A 20,893-nucleotide genomic window follows, 5' to 3' on the forward strand; every position below is an offset into this window, starting at 1 on the left:
TATATGTCTGAAATGACTCCCCCTCAAATTGTTGCTGAACTTGATAAATTTATTGTTGGTCAAGAAAAAGCAAAAAAAGCGGTATCTATTGCATTAAGAAATCGTTGGCGTAGAATGCAATTAAATAATGAATTAAGACAAGAAATTACACCCAAAAATATTTTAATGATTGGTCCTACTGGAGTCGGAAAAACAGAAATTGCTAGAAGATTGGCTAAATTAGCTAATTCTCCATTTATTAAAGTAGAAGCAACTAAATTTACTGAAGTAGGATATGTAGGAAAAGAAGTAGATTCAATCATTAGGGATTTAACTGATGCTGCTATAAAAATGGTTCGAATTAAAAATATTGAAAAAAATAAATCTAGGGTAGAAGAAATAGTTGAAGAAAGAATATTAGATATTTTAGTTCCAAGACCTAAAAATAATTGGACAGAAAACGAAAAAAATGAAAGTCTTTTAAATACTTTACAGATATTTCGTAAAAAATTAAGAGAAGGTGTTCTTGATGATAAAGAAATTGAAATTAACTTACTAGCTACTACTATGGGTGTTGAAATTATGGCGCCTCCTGGTATGGAAGAGTTAACTAATCAATTACAATCTTTATTTCAAAATTTAAGTGGTCATAAAAAAAACACAAGAAGATTAAAAATTAAAGATGCAATTTTATTACTCAAAGAAGAAGAAGCTGCAAAATTAGTAAATCCAGAAGATATTAAAAAAGAAGCTATAGATGCAGTCGAACAAAATGGAATAGTGTTTATTGATGAAATAGATAAAATATGTAGAAGAAGTGATGTATCCGGACCAGATGTTTCAAGAGAAGGTGTTCAAAGAGATCTCCTTCCATTAATAGAAGGTTGCACTGTATCTACTAAATATGGAATGGTGAAAACAGATCATATTTTATTTATTACATCTGGTGCATTTCAAACATCTACACCTTCTGATTTAATACCCGAATTACAAGGTCGACTTCCAATTAAAGTAGAATTAAAAGCATTAACAATAGATGATTTTGAAAAAATACTCACTGAACCTACTGCATCAATTACAACTCAATATAAAGCGTTAATGGAAACAGAAAAAGTATATATAAATTTTACAAAAGAAGGAATTAGAAATATTGCAGAAGCAGCATGGAAGGTAAATGAATCCATGGAAAATATAGGGGCTCGTAGATTACATACAATATTAGAAAAGTTAATGGAAGATATTTCATTTAATGCTAGCAATAATAGTGGAAATACAATTGAAATAGATGCGAAATATGTTAGCAAACATTTAGATCAATTAATATCTAATGAAGATCTTAGTCGCTTTATTTTATAAAAATAATTAAAATATTTATCCATTAAAAAATTATATAAGATGGATGAATATTTTATTTTATAAATTACTATTGAAAAAAAAAAAAAAGATCATATATCAGTTAAGAAACTTTTTTAAATCTTAAAAATACTATTTAAATTAAATAATTAAAATATATTTTATAAATAAAAAGGAGTTTTTTATGTCTTATCGTTCACTTTCTTTTTTACCAAGTATTAATCATAATAGTGTTTTTTCAGATAGATTTAATCAAATTGATAAAATGTTTAGTACTTTAACAGGAGAAAAACCGCTATCAGACACACCATTATATAATTTGATTCAGATTAACGAAAAAAAATATAAATTAATATTAAGTGTTCCTGGGTATGAAGAAAAAGAATTAGATATATCTGTACATAATAATCAACTTATAATTCAAGGAAAAAAAGAAAAACACAATCAAGATAATGCAAAAATAAATAAATATTTACATAAAGATATTATATTTAGTAATTTTTCTTTAAGTTTTAATTTTGATCATAAGATACAAGTAAATAAAGCCAATTTATCTTTAGGTTTACTAGAATTAAATTTTGAATGCAATATTCCAGATGAAGAAAAACCTAAAAAAATATCTATTAATATCCCTAATAATGCACAAATTAGCAATAAATAAAATATAAGTAATGTTTAAAAACACAAGAAAATTTTAATAATCATTGTACTTAAATCTAAATAAGTACAATGATTATTTAAAATAATTTTTAAATAATGTATAGGAATATAGAATGAATCCTTGGATTAATGCTAAAGTTTTAAAAATAAAAAAATGGACTACAAATTTATTTAGTATTTTTTTAAAAGCACCTATATCAGTGTTTCAAGCGGGACAATTCACAAAATTAGCTATATGTGAAAATGATAACACAAAAAAAATTCAGAGAGCATACTCATTTGTTAATGCTCCAAGTAGTCAAAATTTAGAAATTTATATTGTTCGTATTCCAAATGGTAAGTTAAGTAATCTTTTATATAATTTAAAAAGTGGAGATAATTTATTTATTAAAAAAAAATCATATGGATTTTTTATTCTTCAAGAAATACCTGACTGTGAAATATTATGGATGTTTGCAACTGGAACTGCAATTGCTCCTTATTGCTCTATATTACAAGAAGGTGGTAAAGATATTGAAAGATTTAAAAATATTGTTTTAATACATGCTGTTCGATATAAAAACGAGTTAACTTATCTTCCTTTAATGAAACAACTATGTTTAAAATATAATGGAAAATTGAAAATTCAAACTATAGTAAGTCGAGAAAAAGATAATAATTCTTTACCAGGAAGAATTCCTTTTTTATTGAAAAATAAAATCATAGAAAATAAAATTGGATTAGAAATTAACCGAAAAAACTCACATATCATGTTATGTGGAAATCCTTCAATGGTAAAAGAAACATATTTATTACTGAATGAATTGAAAAATATGACTAAACATTTAAGAAAAAAACATGGACATATTACCATGGAAAATTATTGGTAAATTTAACTAATAATAATTAGATAAAAATCAACCATAATTTATACTGTTTAAAAATTACCATCTATTTTATATAAGTAAATTTATTGCATATTTTTCTTATTTATCACTCATTAAATATTTTTTATTCTCTAAATAATCTATTAACTTATAAAATCCATTTCTCAAATTAATTCCTTTAAAAATATTTTAAGTTTTTTGTGTAATAGAATTATTTTAATTATTTAAAAAAACAAGATAAGCTTGTTAGATAAGAAATCATATACAAATATAGATTTTCTTAAAGAATTTTTATCAATAAAGTAAATAATATTTCTATATAACGTATTTAAATTTTTTTCAAATCATGTTGCATATCTAAATTAAATTTTTTTAAAATTTCATATAATTCAGTAACATGAATAAAACAAAGATCTATATTTAAGTATTTTATAAAAATACTTTTTAATAAGAAATTTTATCTGATTTTTTCAAATTTTAATATTCTTTGAAAAAAAATTTATTTTATCAATGAATTTATTTGTAGAGCATGAAATTTGGAATGATTAGAAAATCCTAACTTCTGAATTATAATATTTTTATACATTCTTCATTTTTCAAACTACAAAATATTTAATATATTAGATAGTTTTATCTGCTAGTAAACATTTCATTATGTTATTCTGGATTAGTTATCAACTATAATTTCAGTATATTTAAGTGTTTTCTGGAGAAAAAATAATTAGTTCAAATAGTGTTAAATTTATATCTATTACTGTTGATTTAGATAATGATAGAGTTTCTGTTTGTAAAATTTTTTCTAAAAAATAAACGAATATTATTGATAATATTTGCTTTTTTAATTAAATCTTTAATATAAATCGCTTAGTTGCTAACTTTTTACATATAACTTCCTTTTAAAAATTTATATAAAAATAAAATTTAATATTTTAATATTATTACAGTTAAAATAAAAATTATCTATAAAAAAATGAAAAAAATGAAAAAAACAGCAATATATCCAGGTACATTTGATCCAATTACATATGGGCATTTAGATATTATAACTCGTGCAATAAAAATTTTTGATAATATAATTATTGCTGTTTCTTCTAATAATTTAAATAAAAAAACTATTTTTAGTTTAAAAGAACGTATTAAATTAACTAGATTAGCTACATTGCATCTTGATAACATAAAAAAAATAATTGGTTTTAATGATCTTTTAGCAAATTTAGCAAAAAAGGAAAATACTAATATCTTAATTAGAGGAGTACGAACAATATTTGATTTTGATTATGAAATAAAACTAGCTGCTATAAATAAACAAATATATCCTGAATTAGATAGTATATTTTTACTTTCATCTAAGGAAGTTTCATTTATATCATCATCTTTTGTAAAAGAAATTGCTAAATATAAAGGTAATGTAGAACCATATCTTCCAAAAGAAATACATTTTGCTTTATTAAAAAAAATTAAAAAAATTTCAAATAAGTAGTATTTTATTAATATAAATTTTAAAAATTTATAAAAAATAATAGGGTATATAACCCTATTATTTTTTTTAAAAAATGTTTCTTCAAAAGATTAATTAATTACATATGAATGTTTTATTATTGGTGCTTTTGTATATGAAAAAATTACACTACTTTTTACCCCGTAAGAATGGTGATGTGTTACATCATTTGCATCTATAGAATAAAATTCGGATAAATTAGTAGCAATTATTCTGATAGTACCATCTTCTAAATGAGTAATCTCATAATAATTTTTTGCACGTACAATTCTAGATTTATTTAATTCTGGATGTTCAGCCATTAATTTTAAGTATGCTTGTTTTAATAATGCTGGATTTGCATATTGAGAAATAAACTTTTGTTCTATATCATTAGTAATTAATTTTTTAAAACCTTCCATCATACCTTCTTTGGTTGTAGAAGATATTAAATGTCCATCAATTAAAAAAACTGCGGAATCAAAATCTATCATAAAATATTTATCGAAATGCTCAGGAATCTCCAATTTTTCATACATATCTTTATAAGTTACTTTGCTTTTTGCTTTTGAAAGTGATGGAGATTCATCAAAAACTGTCCAAGTATTTTTGTTATTTTTAAGATGATTAAAATGATTTTTTTCAATGTTTGTGTTTATTTTTTCTTTAAATACTTGGTTTTCTATTAAATTTTGCTCTTGAACTTCTATATCGAAATTTTCATCTAAATCACTTGGATATCGTATTTTAAAATTTTCTTCTTTTGGAATTTCAACATTTAAATCAGGGAAAGAACTTTCATATTCAGGATGTTTAGGATTGTGATTTAATTTGTTGATTACTCTTAATCTTCCTTGGTCTCTTATTTTCTCTATTAAAGCATGTATAAATAATTTCGAAGACTCAATTGTTTTTTTCAGTTTTTTAACGTATTCAACTAAACTATCAATTTTTTCATCTACTTTTCTTGTAGATTCATCTTTTGAAGATCCAACAATAAACTCATAACCTGCATCAAAAATTTTTTTAAAGGTAGTACCATTAAATAAATCTATAGCGGCATTTTTAATCATATTATAAGCTGCAGATATTTTTTCTTTTAATTGATTAATTATATATTCGCTTATATCTTTTAAATTTAATTTTTTAATTGTTTCTTTAACTAATTCTAATAAAGCATAAAAAGTATTTGGGAAAAAGTCTAAAATAGATTGAATAATTGATTTAAAATCGGTTTCATAAGAGGTTTGAGAAGGGGATTCAGAAGCAGTTTTTTTTTCAAAGAATTTTCAGTATCTAATTCATTAATTTTATTAGTATTAATTTCATTGTTTTGTTTTTTTTGTTCTATTACTTTTTTTTCTACAGCCTCTAGTTGTGACAAATATTTATTATATAATTCTTCTAACTTAATTAAGTTTTTTTCAGTTTCAGAGTAAGAAATTGTAACTTTACTACCGTTTTTGTTATCTTTATTTTTATTTTTGTTTTCGATATTTTCAATTATTTCTTTACGAATACGTTCAATCTCTTTAGGATCTATTTTAATTTCTGATTTATTATTGTGTTCTAAATACATTGGATTTAATTTATCAACTAGATTAATATTAGATGACATAATTTTTTTTCCTTTTTTAAAACTATTTAAACTATAAACTTGTTTAAGTAAAAATATTTTTATTAATCTTTAAAAACATTTTTTAAAAATTAACAAAAAATAAATTTATTTTAATTTAATATTTTTTATTTTTAATATACATATAAAAAATAAAAAATTGTTATTTAGTATATTCTAAATCTATTTTTAGAAAAGTCAATTATTAATAATAAAAAATAAAAATATTATGAATATATATTTAATTATAAAAAGTAAAAATACAAGAATACAAAAAATAATTAATGAACACAATATCAATCATGATGAAAACGCTTCTATGGCTTTGATAATAGATAAAAATACATTATCATTATATAATCGTTTAAAACCTCATGAAAAAATTATTAAAGTCGATTTTTTATCTAAACAAAATAATTATAGATGTTTGAAATTTAAAAAAAAAAATGAAGCACTTTATAAAGCATTAGGAATTAAAAATAATTATTTCCCTTCTGTTATAGACGCAACAGCAGGATTCGGAAGAGATGCATTTTTAATTTCTTTTTGGGGTTGTCATGTTATTATGATTGAGCGACATCCAATAATTGCTGCTTTATTAAAAGATGGTTTACAACGGGCATATAAAAGCGAAAAAATTGGAAATTGGTTACAAAAAAGATTACATTTAATGTTTTATGATAGTTTTAAAATGTTTCAAATGCCAATTTTACAACCAGATATTATTTATTTAGATCCAATGTATCCAATAAATAAAAAAAAAGCATTGCCTAAAAAAAATATGCAACTTTTACGAAATATCATAGAAAATAATAATGATGATGAGAATCTACTAAATATTTCTAGAAAAATAGCAAAAAAAAGAATTATTGTCAAAAGACCTTTTTATGCTAAATCTTTATCTAAAGAAAAATTAGAGTTTTCAATAAGTAATAAAAAAAATCGTTTTGATATATATTTACCTTTTAAATCAAAATAGGAGTACAACTTAATAAAAATGTACTCCTATTTAAAATTATAATTGAGATTTTATTTATTGTATTAAAAATAATGCTATCCAATATAAGAAACTAGAAAGTAAAATAGAAATAGGTAAAGTTAATATCCATGCAATAATAATATGTTTTACAGTACTGTTTTGAATTCGATCTCCATCAGCTAACATTGAACCTGCTACTGATGAAGATAAAATATGTGTTGTAGAAACAGGTATTCCTGTATAACTAGCTATTCCAATAGAAAAAGCAGCAGTTGTTTGAGCGGACATAGCCTGTGCATATGTCATTCTTCTTTTTCCTATTTTTTCACCAATAGTTACAACAATACGTTTCCAACCAAACATTGTACCTATAGATAAAGCAAATGCAATCATTAGTATCATACCAATTGGTGCATATTCTACAGTTTTAAGTATTTCTTTTTTAATTTTATATAAAATAATTTTTTCATTTTTATTAATATTAAAATTAGTTATTTGATCAATATTTTCAGAAATACAAAGTAAAAAATGACGTAATTGGAATCGTTGCTTTATATTTAATGTTTTATAATTATATACATTATGTAATAAAATTTGAGTTTTTTTTGCATTCTTCATTATATTAGAATAATTGAAGTATAATTTTTTATTATTATCGTTTTTTTTAATGTTTTTTAAAAAATTATCTGAATAATATTTTTGTAAATAATTAATTGATTTTTTTGTATAAATAATTTCCTTTTTAGAAGCATTTAGATTTACTAAAAAGTTAGCTGGAACAATACTAATTAAAACAAGCATGATAAGTCCAATTCCTTTTTGTCCATCATTTGCTCCGTGTGCGTAACTAACTCCTATAGACGATAAAATCAATGCTATTCTAATTGAAAGTGGAGGGCTTTTTTTTCCTTTATTTTTTTCACGTTCTAACGGGTTCATATGAATTTGATTGAATTTTTTATATTTATTTGTAATATACCGCAACAAAAACATTAAAATTCCAGAAATTATTAATCCTATAATAGGAGATAAAATTAACGATATAAAAACGTTTAAAATTTTAGGTATATTTAATGCATTTACTAAAGAAGAACCTGTGGTAATTGCATTAGTTAAACCAATCCCAATAATTGCGCCGATAAGAGAATGTGAACTAGATGCAGGTAAAGAAAAATACCAAGTAGATAAATTCCATAAAATAGCAGCAAGTAAAATAGAAAAAACCATCGCAAGTGCATGTTGAGAATTACTATTTAATAGTAAATCGTTAGGTAATAAATGAACAATAGCATATGCTACTGTTAAACCCCCAAGTAAAACACCTAAAAAATTAAATATACCAGATATTAAAACCGCAATATTTGCAGACATAGCTCTAGTATAAATTAAAGTAGAAACAGCGTTTGCTGTATCATGAAAACCATTAATAGCTTCATAAAATAAAACAAAAAATAAAGCTAAAAAAATAAATAAACTATGATTCAAGTCAGAATAAGAAAATAAATATAGCATAATATTTTAGCCATTTTGATGAATTGAACTAAGTTTATTATCCTTGAGAAACTACCTTTTAGGAAAGTAAAATATAATAATTTTTTTTAAAAAATATTTTATTTAATTAAGTTGTTTTAATTTTACAGACAAAAATATTCCATAAATCAAAACAATTGTCATAAAAATTGAAATTCCAAACCATTTCGAATACAACCAAAAAAACCCACCAAATGTTCCAAATACACTAGAACCTGAATAATAAAAAAATAAATATAAAGAAGTAGCTTGTACTTTTGAAAACTTTGCATATGAACTAACCCAGCTACTGGCAATTGAATGAGATGCAAAAAATCCTCCTGAAAAAATTATCAATCCTAAAATAATCATGATAATGTGGTTAAACTGGGTAATAATTAAACCTAAAATCATTAATAATAATGATATTATTAATATGTTTCCTTTATTATATTTGCTCGTTAAAATTCCAGCTTTAGGAGAACTATAAACTCCAGTTAAATATATAATAGACAATAATCCTATGCTTGAGGAACTAAATAAAAATGGTTTTAATATTAATCGATATCCAATATAGTTAAAGATAGTAACAAAGCTTCCCATTAATAAAAAACCTATCATATAAAGAATAAATAGTATTGGGTTTTTTAAATGTGAATAAAAATTATTTAAAAATTTTTTATAATTAATTGGAATTGGATAAAAATTTTTTGAAGGGGGTAAAAGATATATAAATAAAAAAGATGATATTAAAGAAAAACAACCAGTGATAAATAATGCAGTATTCCATGAAAAATATTCTGCTACAATACTACTAAGGATTCTTCCAAAACATCCGCCTACAGTATTTCCACTAATATATAATCCAATACAAAATGATAGTGAATGAAAATGAATTTCTTCCACTATATATGTCATTCCAATTGCAACAACTCCACTTAAAGATAATCCTATCAAAGCACGAAGAAAAATTATAATTTTCCAATGCTCTACAATAGAACACAAAATTGTTAAAATTGATGCAATTAATAAAGATGTAGACATAATTAATTTTCGACCAATGACATCTGATAAAATTCCCGTAAACAATGTTCCTACAGCCATAGTTGCAGTTGTGGCAGATAAAGATAAACTACTTTCAGTTGCAGTTAAAAAAAATTGTTTTGAAAATATTGGTAAAATTGATTGCACGCAATATAAAATAGAAAAACTAGAAAATCCTCCTAAAAAAAGAGATAAAATAATTTGATTAAATTCTTTTGTATTCTTCTTAATATATGTTTTTTTTTCAGTAATACTTTGATTTTTCAAAACTCTTAAAAACTCCTATAATTAATATTTTATATGTATATATAACCTTCATAAATATGTTTTGCTGGTCCTGTCATATATAAAGAATTTCCAAAACCTTTCCATTCAATGAACAAATTTCCACCTAATAACTCAACTTTTACATTATTAGAAAGAAGATTCTTTGCAACACCTACTGCAACTGCAGCACATGCACCGCTTCCGCAAGCTTTTGTTTCTCCTTCATTGCGTTCATGAACTCTTAATTTAATATGATCTTTTTTTAAAATTTGCATAAAACCTACATTTATCCCATTAGGAAAAATAAATTTTTTTTCTATTATTTCACTAATAGCTTTTACAGGTGCATATTTTATAGATTGCACTTGAATAACACAGTGAGGGTTACCAATTGAAACTAAACTACATAATAAGTTGTTATTAATAATTTTTACTGAAAAATTATGATTTTTTAATTTTTCAGAATTTATTATTGAGTTTAATTTAAAGATAGGTTCGTTCATATTTATTTCAATTATGTCTTTAGAAATAAAATTAATAATTATATTTTTTTTATTAGTGCTAAGATTTATTCTCTTTTTATTAGTTAAACCTTTTAATATTAAAAATAATCCAACACATCTAGCGCCGTTTCCACATTGTTCGACTTCATTTCCATTTGAATTAAAAATACGATAATGAAAATCAAATTTAGAATTATATGATTTTTCGATAAGTAATAATTGATCGAATCCTATTCCTGTATTTCGATTTGATAATTCTTTTATTTTTAATGAAGATACAACAAAATCTTGTGTAATTGATTCAATAACCATAAAATCATTACCTAAACCATGCATTTTAGAAAAATTAATTTTTTTTCTGTTGTTAATGTTTAAGTGCATTTAAAATCCCAAATAGTTTGTAATTTTATATAAAAGTTTTTAAGTTAAATAAAATTATACAGATTTTATTTATTTGTAAAAATTAATTAAATAAATTTTAGGAAATATTCATGAAAAATAAAATAATTTCTAACCAAAAAAATAATTTTTATAAACTAGTAAATGAATTATTTCTTAAAATTGAAGATAATTTAAATTTATATATTGATAAAATTGATTTTGATTATGAAATACAAGATTATATGATCACTATTACTTTTTCAAACAAAAGCGTGATTATAATTAACAAACAAGAATTCTTACAGCAAATTTGGTTGGCTACAAAATTAAATGCATATCATTTTAACTATCATGTAAATAAATGGGTTTGCAATCGTAGTAATAAAAGTTTTTGGGAAATATTCCAAAAATCTTTTTCTATGCAATCTAATACAAGTTTAAAGTTTGATAATATTTAAAAATTTTTAAATATATCATCAATAATTACATATTTTATTATGATTTTATAATGATTTTTGAAAAAATATTTTATACTAAATATGAATAGTAATATGAAAAAAAAAATATTAAGAATTGCTACTAGAAAAAGTCCTTTAGCTTTAAAACAAACTAAATATGTTGAAAAAAAAATATTATCTTTATATCCTGATCTAAATATACAATTAGTACCTATAGTTACACATGGAGATAATATTTTAAATAAATCACTTTCTAAAATTGGAGGAAAAGGACTTTTTATAAAAGAATTAGAATTTGCTCTACTTGAAAATAGAGCGGATATTGCAATACATTCAATGAAAGATCTTCCTGTGCATATTACTAAAGAGTTATGTTTAGTTAGTATATGTAAAAGAGGGAATCCATTGGACTCATTAATTTCTAATCATTATAAATCTATCAATCAATTACCTAAGGGAGCAGTAGTTGGAACATCAAGTTTAAGAAGACAGTGTCAATTAATAACTTATCGACCAGATTTAATTGTTTCTCCTTTAAGAGGAAATATAGAAACAAGAATAGCTAAGTTAGATCAGGGTAAATATGATGCAATAATTTTGGCAGCCGAGGGATTGAATAGGTTAAGTCTAAAACATCGGATTACTCAAATTATACCTGCTGAATTATCACTTCCTTCGTGTGGACAGGGCGCTATTGGAATACAATCCAGGTTACACGATAAAAAAATATTATTTTTTTTATCACGTTTAAATCATATTAATACTTTTATTGAAATAAGTACAGAACGTGCATTTTGCAAAAATTTAGAAGCAGGATGCCAAATTCCAATTGGAAGTTATGCAGTTCTTAAAAAAAATAAAATTTGGCTTAGAGGTTTGGTTGGTTCGCCTGATGGAGCAGTTATATTAAAAGGAGAAAGAACAGGATGGTATGATACTGCAGAAGAAATGGCATACTCTTTAGCCAATGAATTGCTTGATAATGGCGCTCGAAAAATTCTTGATGATATTTATACTAAATAATTGAATTAAAAATGAAAATATTAGTGATGCGACCTTCTCCTGAAGGCGAAAAATTAGTAAATATACTAAATGATATAGGAATTTTATCTTGGCATTTTTCTTTGTTTGATTTTTTACCTAGTACAAGTTCAATTAGTTTATCAAAAAAAATTTATAAATTATATATATCAGATATAATTCTTATTTTTTCTAAAAAATCTGTTTATTATACAAATTTATATCTAAATCAAAATAATTTGCATTGGCCTATTATTCCAGATTATTACACAATTGGTAAAGGTACAGCAATATTTCTTAAAAAATATGTTAAAAAAAAATTTTATTTCCAGAAAATGAAGAAAATAGTGAAGCTTTATTAAAGCTTTTACATAAAAAAGATATTAGTAAATCTAAAATAATTTTATTAAAAGGAGAAAATGGCAGGAAATTAGTAGAAAAAAACTTAAGAAAAAATAATTTTAATATATCTATTATAGAATGTTATAAAAAAATTTTTAAAAACATAAATAATCATTCAGAAATAAAAAAATGGCGTTCTTATGGAATAAATACGTTAATAGTAACTAGTGGTGAAATTTTAAATAGATTAAATGAAACAATTGATATTTTAAACAAAAATGAATGGTTATTTAAATGTAAAATATTTGTCGTAGGGAAACGATTAAGTCAAATAGCTAAAAAAATAGGATGGAAGGATATTATTATATCTAATTATGCTGATAATAAAAATTTACTAAAAATTGTTAAAAAATATAATTAAATTTTATTCGGCGAAAGAGGATTTGAACCTCTGACCTACTGGTCCCAAACCAGTTGCGCTACCAAGCTGCGCTATTCGCCGTTTTAAGTGTTTGGGGTGGCTAATGGGACTTGAACCCATGACCACTGGAATCACAATCCAGCACTCTACCAACTGAGCTATAGCCACCAAAATAAAATGATTTTTATCTTAATAAGTGCGCTCGACAGGATTTGAACCTGGTACCTCTATCTCCGGAAGATAGTGCTCTATCCAAATGAGCTACGAGCGCATTTATAAGATATGGATTAAATTTTATGATTAATCATTGTTATTGTCCAGCTTTTTTTATAAAAAATTTTAAGATTAAAAAATTATTTTTTAAATTATATTAGTATTATTAATATTAATATTCTAAGAACGTTTCATCATATCAAAAAATTCGTCATTAGTTTTAGTCATAGACAATTTATTTAATAAGAACTCCATTGCGTCTATTTCACTCATAGGATGAATAATTTTTCTTAGTATCCACATTTTTTGAAGCTCATCTGGCAAGGTTAATAATTCTTCTTTTCTAGTTCCAGATCTATTATAATCAATAGCTGGAAAAACACGTTTTTCTGCTATTTTTCTAGATAACGGCAACTCCATATTACCTGTACCCTTAAATTCTTCGTAAATTACTTCATCCATTTTTGACCCTGTATCAACTAATGCAGTTGCAATTATTGTTAAACTACCACCTTCTTCAACATTTCGAGCAGCACCAAAAAATCGTTTTGGTCTATGTAATGCATTGGCATCAACTCCTCCTGTTAATACTTTTCCTGAAGCTGGCACAACAGTATTATAAGCACGTGCTAAACGAGTAATGGAATCAAGTAATATAATGACATCTTTTTTGTGCTCAACTAATCTTTTAGCTTTTTCAATAACCATTTCTGCTACTTGTACATGTCTTGATGCAGGTTCATCAAAAGTAGAAGCAACAACTTCACCTTTAACTAATCGTTGCATTTCCGTAACTTCTTCTGGTCGCTCATCAATTAACAAAACCATTAAAACACAATCTGGATGATTATAAGCTATACTTTGTGCTATGTTTTGTAGTAATATTGTTTTCCCTGCTTTTGGGGGTGCTACAATTAAACCTCTTTGACCTCTTCCTATAGGTGAAGCTAAATCTAATACTCTTGCAGTTAGGTCTTCTGTTGAACCGTTTCCTCTTTCCATTCTTAGTCGAGAATTAGCATGTAAAGGTGTTAAATTTTCAAACAAAATTTTACTTCTTGCATTTTCAGGTTTATCATAATTAACTTCATTAACTTTTAATAAAGCAAAATATCTTTCTCCTTCTTTAGGTGGTCTTATTTTTCCTGAAATAGTATCACCAGTTCTTAAATTAAATCTGCGAATTTGACTAGGTGAAACATATATATCATCAGGACCAGCTAAATAAGAGCTATCAGAAGAACGAAGAAATCCAAATCCATCTTGTAATATTTCTAAAACTCCATCTCCAAATATATCTTCTCCACTTTTTGCGTGTTGTTTTAAAATGGCAAAAATAATATCTTGTTTACGCATACGCGCTAAATTTTCCAACCCCATTTTTTCACCAAGAATAATTAATTCGGAAACTGGCATATTTTTAAGTGCGGTAAGATTCATAATGGTGGGTTCTTAGTAAAATCGGGGTAAATCTTGAAATGATAATTTTGACATAGTATTTATTTTTTTATTAATAAATTTTTTAAAAAATTTAATTATTAAATTAAAAATTAGTAAATTTATTTAATATTCTCATCTAAAAAATTTTGGAGTTGCAATTTGGAAATTGCTCCAATTTTAGTTGCAAGAACTTGGCTTTTATGAAATAACAACAATGCAGGAATTCCTCGAATAGAATACATTGGTGCTGTTTTTGGGTTTTTTTCAATATTTAATTTTCCAATTTGTATTTTATTAATATATTCGTTTGCTATTTCTTCTAAAATAGGTGCTAACATTTTACATGGATTACACCAATCTGCCCAAAAATCAACTAATATAAAACCTGTTGTTTTTAAGACTTTCTCTTCAAAATTTTGATCAGTTAATTCAATAATATTATTCATTTTATTATTTACTCTATAAAGAAAATTAAAGTTAAAAAAAATTTAATTTTTTTAAAAATATTGTTTACAATATTATCATTTTTAAAAATTGATTCAAACTAAAATTACAGAATTTTTATATTTTACTATTTTAAAAAAATTATTTTTTTATTTTAATTTTTTGTTTTAAGTCATTTATCTTTTTGATATTATATTTTATATTTTTTGTAGAATTAGTTAAAATAACATCTTGATCCCAATGTAAGTCTTCTTCAGGTAACTCAAATAAAAATCTGCTAGGTACTGTATACAATTTTTGACCATATTGCATTCTTGTTTCACAATATGTTAAAAACAATTGTTTTTTCGCTCGAGTTATTCCTACATAAGCTAATCTTCGTTCTTCTTCTATGTTATTTTCATTAATACTTCTTATATTAGGTAAAATACCTTCACTCATTCCGATAATAAAAACAGAAGAAAATTCTAATCCCTTAGATGAATGTAGTGTCATTAGTTGTACTTGATTAGAATCTTTAGGTTTTTCATTATTAATTATATCACGAAGCGTCATTTTTGTAATAATTTCTAATAGACTCATAGGTTTTTCAAAATTATTTCCTTTAATTAAACTTTTTATCCAATTAGATAACATATAAATATTATTTGTACTATTTTTAATTTTGTCAGATTCTTTTAAATTTTTTGATAACCATGATTCATATGCAGTGTCATGAATAATAATATCTAAAATATTAGAAGGTTGCGAAATAGATAATAAAGTAACTTTTTTTATCCAAGAAATAAATTTTTTTATTTTATTTACTGTTGATATTCGTAAAAAATTTTTTATTTCTGGATCATCGATTACTTGAAAAAAACTTATTTTTTTTTTAATAGCAAATTCTTCTATTTTATTAAGTGTAGTTATTCCTATTCGACGACATGGAGTGTTTAACACTTTTGAAAAAGCATAATTATCATTATGGTTAATAATTAATCTAAGATAACTTAATAAGTCTTTGATTTCAGGACGAGAAAAAAATGATGAATTATTAGAAATATTATAAGGAATATTTCGTTTTAAGAATATTTTCTCAAGAATTTGAGATTGATAATTGCCCCGATATAGTATAGCATAATCTCTATATTCTAATTTATTTTGAGAACATTGACAAATTATTTTTTGCGCTATTTTTTCTGCTTCAATTTCTTCATTTTTAGCAATTATAATATTTATTTTATTTCCATATTTTAATTTAGAAAATAATTTTTTTTGAAAATAATTTGGATTATATGAAATTAGTTTATTTGCAACTTTTAATATTCTTCCATAAGAACGATAATTTTGTTCCATTTTTATAATTTTTAAAGTAGGAAAATCTTTTTTCAATAAAAAAATATTTTGAGTTGTAGCGCCTCTCCATGAATATATTGATTGATCATCATCTCCAACTAAAGTGAAATTAGAGCGTTTATTTGTTAACATTTTAATTAATTCATATTGACTGTTACTAGTATCTTGGTATTCATCTACTAGTAAATAAGTTATTTTTTCTTGCCAACGATGTTTTATAATTTTATTTTTTTTAAATAATAATATTGGTATACAAATTAAATCATCAAAATCTAATATATTTGATTCACGTAAATGAATAGTGTATTTTTTATAATAATATGCAAAATCTTTTTCTTGACTGGATTTTGATAATAATTCAACATCTAAAGGTGTATAAAATTTATTTTTCCAATAGGAAATCGTAAAAATTAAATTTTTTAATAATTTTGTATCATTTTTAATTTTTTTATTAGTTATTTTTTTTAATAATGATATTTGATCTTTTTCATCAAATAAAGAAAAATTAGAATTTAATCCTAAGAAATTGATTTCTTTTTTAATAATTTGTAATCCAAACGAATGAAACGTTGAAATAATGATTCGCTGTATTTCAAATATATTTAAATGTTCTAAAAGACGCGTTTTTATTTCATAAGCTGCTTTATTAGTAAAAGTTAAAGCAATAATATTATTAGGTTGATATTGACAATTTTTAATTAAATAAATAATTTTATTAATAATTACTTTTGTTTTTCCAGAACCAGCCCCTGCTAATATCAAACAGGGACCATTAATAAGTTCTACAGCATGTTTTTGAACATAATTAAGAGACATATATATAATAAGATGATAATTAAATTAGTTAAATAAAGGTTTTTTAAAAAATGATAAATTATTTATTATTGAACAGCTACTGAAATTGCTTTCATTTCTTTCATATAATTTCTTAATTTAGATCCAATAATTTCAATAGGATGATTTCGTATATTTTCGTTAATTTTATATAACTCGATATTATCTATAAATGTATTAGACGATGATGATCCCAAATCAGATTTATCAAGGGTCATTACAAAATTTTTTAATATAGGATAAGCTGATTCAGTAAAAAGATAACTACCATATTCAGCTGTATCTGAAATAACCACATTCATTTCGTATAATTTTTTTCGTGCAATTGTATTGGCTATTAATGGTAGCTCATGTAAAGATTCATAATAAGCTGATTCACTTTTAATACCTGATTGTAACATTGTTTCAAAAGCTAACTCAATTCCTGCTTTTAATATTGCAACCATTAATGTTCCATGATCATAATATTCTTGTTCACATATTTTTTTTGAGCAAAAAGGGGCTTTTTCAAAAGCTTTTTCTTTTATATTATTACGCCAATTTAATAATTTTGAATCATTATTATTCCAATCTTTTATCATTTCACTAGAAAATTCACCTGAAATAATATTATCCATATGTTTTTGAAACAATGGTTTTAATATTATTTTTATTTTCTGAGATAATTTAAAAGCTCTTATTTTAGATTGATTAGAAAGTCTGTCCATCATTAGCGTAATACCTCCATGTTTTAATGATTCAGTGATTGTTTCCCATCCATATTGTATTAATTTCCCTGCATAGCTAGGTTCGATTTGGTTTTTAATTAATTTTTCATAACATATTAATGATGCTGTTTGTAATACTCCACATAAAATTGTTTGTTCACCCATTAAGTCTGATTTTACTTCAGCTACAAATGATGACTCTAGCACTCCAGCACGGTGACCACCTGTTGAAAAAGCCCATGCTTTAGCAACATCTAATCCAATTTTTTGAGGATCATTATCTGGATGAACAGCAATTAACGTTGGAACTCCGAATCCTCTCTTAAATTCTTCACGCACTTCTGTTCCAGGGCATTTTGGTGCTACCATGACAACTGTAATATCTTTTCTTATTTTTTCACCGCATTCTACAATATGAAAACCATGTGAATAACCTAACCATGAATTAGGTTTCATTAATTTTTGAATTTCTTGAATTACATTTGTATGCTGTTTATCAGGTGTCAAATTAATAATTAAATCAGCAAATGGAATTAAATTTTCATAATTATTTACTTGGAAATTATTATTTACAGCATTTAACCAAGATTTATTTTTTTTTAAAATACTATCATTTTTAAGTGCAAAGGCTACGTTTAGTCCTGAATCTCTCATATTTAAACCTTGATTTAAACCTTGAGATCCACAACCTATAATAACAATTTTTTTATTTTTTAAAATATTATTTTCATTTTTAAACTCTTTTTTTTTCATAAAACGACATTTATTGATTTCTTTGATTTTTTGACGAAAAGATAATTTATTAAAATAGTTCATTTTAGTTTTTCCAAGTATAAAAATTAATTTATTATTAAATACTTTAAAGATTAAATAATTTGTTTTTATCTCTTATAGCACCAGTATCTGCACTAGTTGCACAAGAAGCGTAAAATTGCAATGCTAAGGAAATTTTTCTTTTTCGATTTAATGGTTTATATGCTTTATCACCTTTTAATTTTTCTTTTATTATTCGATTATTTAGTTCTTTTTCAGTAATATTTAAATGAATTTTTTTTTGATAAATATCAATTTGAATATTATCTCCATTTTCAACTAATGCTATTATTCCTTTATTTGCTGCTTCTGGTGAAATATGTCCTATGGATAATCCTGATGTACCTCCAGAAAACCGGCCATCAGTGATTAATGCACATTTTTTATCTAAATTCATAGATTTTAAATATGTTGTTGGATATAACATTTCTTGCATTCCTGGACCGCCTTTTGGACCTTCATATCGAATAACTACAACATCTCCAGCAATAATTTCCCCATTTAATATTGATTTAACTGCGTCTTCTTGACTTTCAAATACTTTTGCTGTTCCAGAAAAAATATAATTTTCTTGACTTATACTAGCAGTTTTTATTATACAACCATTTTTTGCTAAATTACCATATAAAACAGATAAACCACCTTCTTTACTATAAGCATTTTGACAAGACCGAATACATCCTGTAATACGATTCGTATCTAATTTATTCCATCTAAAATTTTGCGAAAATGGTTTAACTGTTCGTACACCTCCAGGACCTGCATGAAACATTTTTATTATACTGCTTTTTTTCGTAGATAAAATATCATAGTTATTTAATGTTTCTTTTAAAGTTAATCCTAATATATTTTTAGTTTTATTATTGAGTAAGTTACAACGATTTAATTCCCCTAATATACCCATAACACCACCTGCTCGGTGTACATCTTCTACATGATATAACTTAGTGCTTGGAGCAACTTTGCAAATATGTGGAGTCTTTTTTGAAAGATTATCAATATTAGACATTTTAAAATCAATATTTCCTTCATTTGAAGCGGCTAATAAATGCAATATAGTATTTGTTGATCCACCCATCGCAATATCTAACATCATGGCATTTTCAAAAGATTTTTTATTTGCAATATTCCTAGGTAAAAACTGCTCGTTATTATTTTCATAATAATTTTTTGTAATTTTTACTATTATTTTAGCAGATTGTCTAAATAATTTTTTTCGATCAACATGAGTAGCTAATAATGTACCATTTCCAGGTAAAGCTAAACCTATTGCTTCCATTAAACAATTCATAGAATTAGCAGTAAACATACCAGAGCAAGATCCACATGTAGGGCATGATGATAATTCGATTTTTTTTATAAAATCATCTGAATTATTAGGATTTCCTGAATGAATAATTGCATCAACTAAATCAATTTTTTCTGTTATTTTTTTAATTTTTATTTTTCCTGCTTCCATCGGCCCTCCTGAAACAAAAATTGAAGGTATATTTAGACGCATTGCAGCCATAAACATTGCAGGTGTAATTTTATCACAATTAGACACACATATCATTGCATCTACACAGTGTGCATTAATCACATATTCTATAGAGTCTGCGATTAATTCACGAGAAGGTAAAGAATATAACATTCCTGAATGACCCATTGCTATTCCATCATCAATTGCAATTGTATTAAATTCTTTAGGTACACCTCCAGAGTTCCAAATTTCTTTAGAAATGATTTTAGCTACTTCTTGTAAATGAATATGACCTGGCACAAATTGAGAAAATGAATTAACTATTGCAATAATTGGTTTTTTAAAATCTTCATCATTCATTCCTGTTGCACGCCACAAAGATCTGGCTCCAGACATGTTTCTTCCTTGTGTCGTTGTAAAAGAACGATATTTAGGCATTTTGCATAACCTCGTGAGAATATTATTTTTATTTGAAATAATTTTAAAATTTATAAACTATATAAATGTTTTATTTTTATTATATAGATTTTTTAAATTTTTTATTTTTTTATTAGGAATGATAATTTTATATAATCGATTGATTTTAAAAATTATTTTATAAATATGACGAGTGAAATTTTGGCAGGGGTGGAAGGATTTGAACCTACAACTTTCGGTTTTGGAGACCGATGCTCTACCAATTGAACTACACCCCTAATGATATTTAAATCTTTAAAAATTAATTATATTCTTAATTATTAAAAAAGTCTAGTTTGGATTTTATAAAAA

At 24.3% G+C, this 20,893-nt stretch carries 19 protein-coding genes and 4 tRNA genes; 9 read left to right on the forward strand and 14 right to left on the reverse strand.

Features of this window, described 5'->3' with window-relative positions; genetic code table 11:
- Positions 1 to 3 precede the first annotated feature (3 nt).
- The 4 genes from hslU (at position 4) to coaD (ending at position 4,338) form a co-directional block, all read left to right on the forward strand.
- Positions 4 to 1,335, forward strand: coding sequence for an HslU--HslV peptidase ATPase subunit (gene hslU, locus D9V60_RS02940; RefSeq protein ID WP_158360839.1), 1,332 nt, complete (start codon positions 4 to 6; stop codon positions 1,333 to 1,335).
- Between the two features lie 181 nt (positions 1,336 to 1,516).
- Complete coding sequence (locus D9V60_RS02945; protein WP_158360840.1) at positions 1,517 to 1,993, forward strand: Hsp20 family protein; 477 nt, start codon at positions 1,517 to 1,519, stop codon at positions 1,991 to 1,993.
- Between the two features lie 112 nt (positions 1,994 to 2,105).
- Positions 2,106 to 2,861, forward strand: coding sequence for an FAD-binding oxidoreductase (locus D9V60_RS02950; RefSeq protein WP_158360841.1), 756 nt, complete (start codon positions 2,106 to 2,108; stop codon positions 2,859 to 2,861).
- Positions 2,862 to 3,837: 976 nt separating this feature from the next.
- Positions 3,838 to 4,338, forward strand: a complete 501-nt coding sequence (coaD, locus tag D9V60_RS02955) for a pantetheine-phosphate adenylyltransferase (protein ID WP_158360842.1) — start codon at positions 3,838 to 3,840, stop codon at positions 4,336 to 4,338.
- Positions 4,339 to 4,427: 89 nt separating this feature from the next.
- On the opposite strand, the gene D9V60_RS02960 is transcribed toward coaD, so the two are convergent.
- Both D9V60_RS02960 and D9V60_RS02965 read right to left on the reverse strand, forming a co-directional pair.
- On the reverse strand, positions 4,428 to 5,408 hold the full coding sequence (locus tag D9V60_RS02960) for a hypothetical protein (protein WP_158360843.1): 981 nt from the start codon (positions 5,406 to 5,408) through the stop codon (positions 4,428 to 4,430).
- A gap of 128 nt (positions 5,409 to 5,536) precedes the next feature.
- Entirely contained in the window at positions 5,537 to 5,953 is a 417-nt protein-coding gene (locus tag D9V60_RS02965; protein ID WP_158360844.1) for a hypothetical protein, read from the reverse strand.
- A gap of 226 nt (positions 5,954 to 6,179) precedes the next feature.
- Between D9V60_RS02965 and D9V60_RS02970 the strand changes: the two genes are divergently transcribed.
- The gene (locus D9V60_RS02970; protein WP_158360845.1) at positions 6,180 to 6,929 is read left to right on the forward strand and encodes a class I SAM-dependent methyltransferase; all 750 of its coding nucleotides are present in this window, start codon (positions 6,180 to 6,182) and stop codon (positions 6,927 to 6,929) included.
- A gap of 54 nt (positions 6,930 to 6,983) precedes the next feature.
- Here D9V60_RS02970 and D9V60_RS02975 read toward each other — a convergent pair whose 3' ends face one another.
- From D9V60_RS02975 to dapF, 3 genes are all read right to left on the reverse strand, one after another.
- A complete protein-coding gene (locus tag D9V60_RS02975; RefSeq protein WP_158360846.1) occupies positions 6,984 to 8,441 on the reverse strand; it encodes an inorganic phosphate transporter in 1,458 nt (485 codons plus the stop codon).
- A gap of 102 nt (positions 8,442 to 8,543) precedes the next feature.
- Positions 8,544 to 9,749 (reverse strand): MFS transporter, encoded by a 1,206-nt coding sequence (locus D9V60_RS02980; RefSeq protein WP_158360847.1) that lies wholly within the window; start codon positions 9,747 to 9,749, stop codon positions 8,544 to 8,546.
- Positions 9,750 to 9,778: 29 nt separating this feature from the next.
- Positions 9,779 to 10,633 carry a diaminopimelate epimerase gene (gene dapF / locus D9V60_RS02985; RefSeq protein ID WP_158360848.1) on the reverse strand — a complete coding sequence of 285 codons (855 nt, stop codon included), beginning with the start codon at positions 10,631 to 10,633 and terminating at the stop codon, positions 9,779 to 9,781.
- Positions 10,634 to 10,743: 110 nt separating this feature from the next.
- Here dapF and cyaY point away from each other — a divergent pair, with 110 nt between their 5' ends.
- From cyaY to D9V60_RS03005, 4 genes are all read left to right on the forward strand, one after another.
- The gene (gene cyaY / locus D9V60_RS02990; protein ID WP_158360849.1) at positions 10,744 to 11,091 is read left to right on the forward strand and encodes an iron donor protein CyaY; all 348 of its coding nucleotides are present in this window, start codon (positions 10,744 to 10,746) and stop codon (positions 11,089 to 11,091) included.
- 93 nt (positions 11,092 to 11,184) lie between these two features.
- A complete protein-coding gene (gene hemC / locus D9V60_RS02995; protein WP_158360850.1) occupies positions 11,185 to 12,114 on the forward strand; it encodes a hydroxymethylbilane synthase in 930 nt (309 codons plus the stop codon).
- Positions 12,115 to 12,125: 11 nt separating this feature from the next.
- A complete protein-coding gene (locus tag D9V60_RS03000) occupies positions 12,126 to 12,473 on the forward strand; it encodes a uroporphyrinogen-III synthase (RefSeq protein WP_158360851.1) in 348 nt (115 codons plus the stop codon).
- Entirely contained in the window at positions 12,431 to 12,874 is a 444-nt protein-coding gene (locus tag D9V60_RS03005; RefSeq protein ID WP_158360884.1) for a uroporphyrinogen-III synthase, read from the forward strand. Before D9V60_RS03000 ends, D9V60_RS03005 begins: the two co-directional genes overlap by 43 nt.
- Before the next feature lie 7 nt (positions 12,875 to 12,881).
- Here the strand turns inward: D9V60_RS03005 and D9V60_RS03010 are convergent.
- The 9 genes from D9V60_RS03010 to D9V60_RS03050 all read right to left on the reverse strand — a co-directional run bounded on the left by D9V60_RS03010 (position 12,882) and on the right by D9V60_RS03050 (position 20,820).
- Positions 12,882 to 12,955 (reverse strand) — tRNA-Pro (locus tag D9V60_RS03010).
- An 11-nt stretch (positions 12,956 to 12,966) separates the two neighbouring features.
- Positions 12,967 to 13,042 (reverse strand) — tRNA-His (locus tag D9V60_RS03015).
- 29 nt (positions 13,043 to 13,071) lie between these two features.
- A tRNA-Arg gene (locus tag D9V60_RS03020) sits at positions 13,072 to 13,145 on the reverse strand.
- Positions 13,146 to 13,267: 122 nt separating this feature from the next.
- Positions 13,268 to 14,527: a transcription termination factor Rho gene (gene rho / locus D9V60_RS03025; RefSeq protein ID WP_053940503.1), complete on the reverse strand. Its 1,260-nt coding sequence runs from the start codon at positions 14,525 to 14,527 to the stop codon at positions 13,268 to 13,270.
- Positions 14,528 to 14,646: 119 nt separating this feature from the next.
- Positions 14,647 to 14,973: a thioredoxin TrxA gene (trxA, locus tag D9V60_RS03030; RefSeq protein WP_158360852.1), complete on the reverse strand. Its 327-nt coding sequence runs from the start codon at positions 14,971 to 14,973 to the stop codon at positions 14,647 to 14,649.
- Positions 14,974 to 15,112: 139 nt separating this feature from the next.
- Complete coding sequence (locus D9V60_RS03035; RefSeq protein WP_158360853.1) at positions 15,113 to 17,125, reverse strand: UvrD-helicase domain-containing protein; 2,013 nt, start codon at positions 17,123 to 17,125, stop codon at positions 15,113 to 15,115.
- 65 nt (positions 17,126 to 17,190) lie between these two features.
- On the reverse strand, positions 17,191 to 18,666 hold the full coding sequence (ilvC, locus tag D9V60_RS03040; RefSeq protein WP_158360854.1) for a ketol-acid reductoisomerase: 1,476 nt from the start codon (positions 18,664 to 18,666) through the stop codon (positions 17,191 to 17,193).
- Positions 18,667 to 18,709: 43 nt separating this feature from the next.
- Positions 18,710 to 20,563: a dihydroxy-acid dehydratase gene (gene ilvD / locus D9V60_RS03045; RefSeq protein WP_158360855.1), complete on the reverse strand. Its 1,854-nt coding sequence runs from the start codon at positions 20,561 to 20,563 to the stop codon at positions 18,710 to 18,712.
- 181 nt (positions 20,564 to 20,744) lie between these two features.
- A tRNA-Trp gene (locus D9V60_RS03050) sits at positions 20,745 to 20,820 on the reverse strand.
- Positions 20,821 to 20,893 lie beyond the last annotated feature (73 nt).

Source organism: Buchnera aphidicola (Aphis craccivora) (genome assembly GCF_005082145.1).
Lineage (GTDB): Bacteria > Pseudomonadota > Gammaproteobacteria > Enterobacterales > Enterobacteriaceae > Buchnera > Buchnera aphidicola_U.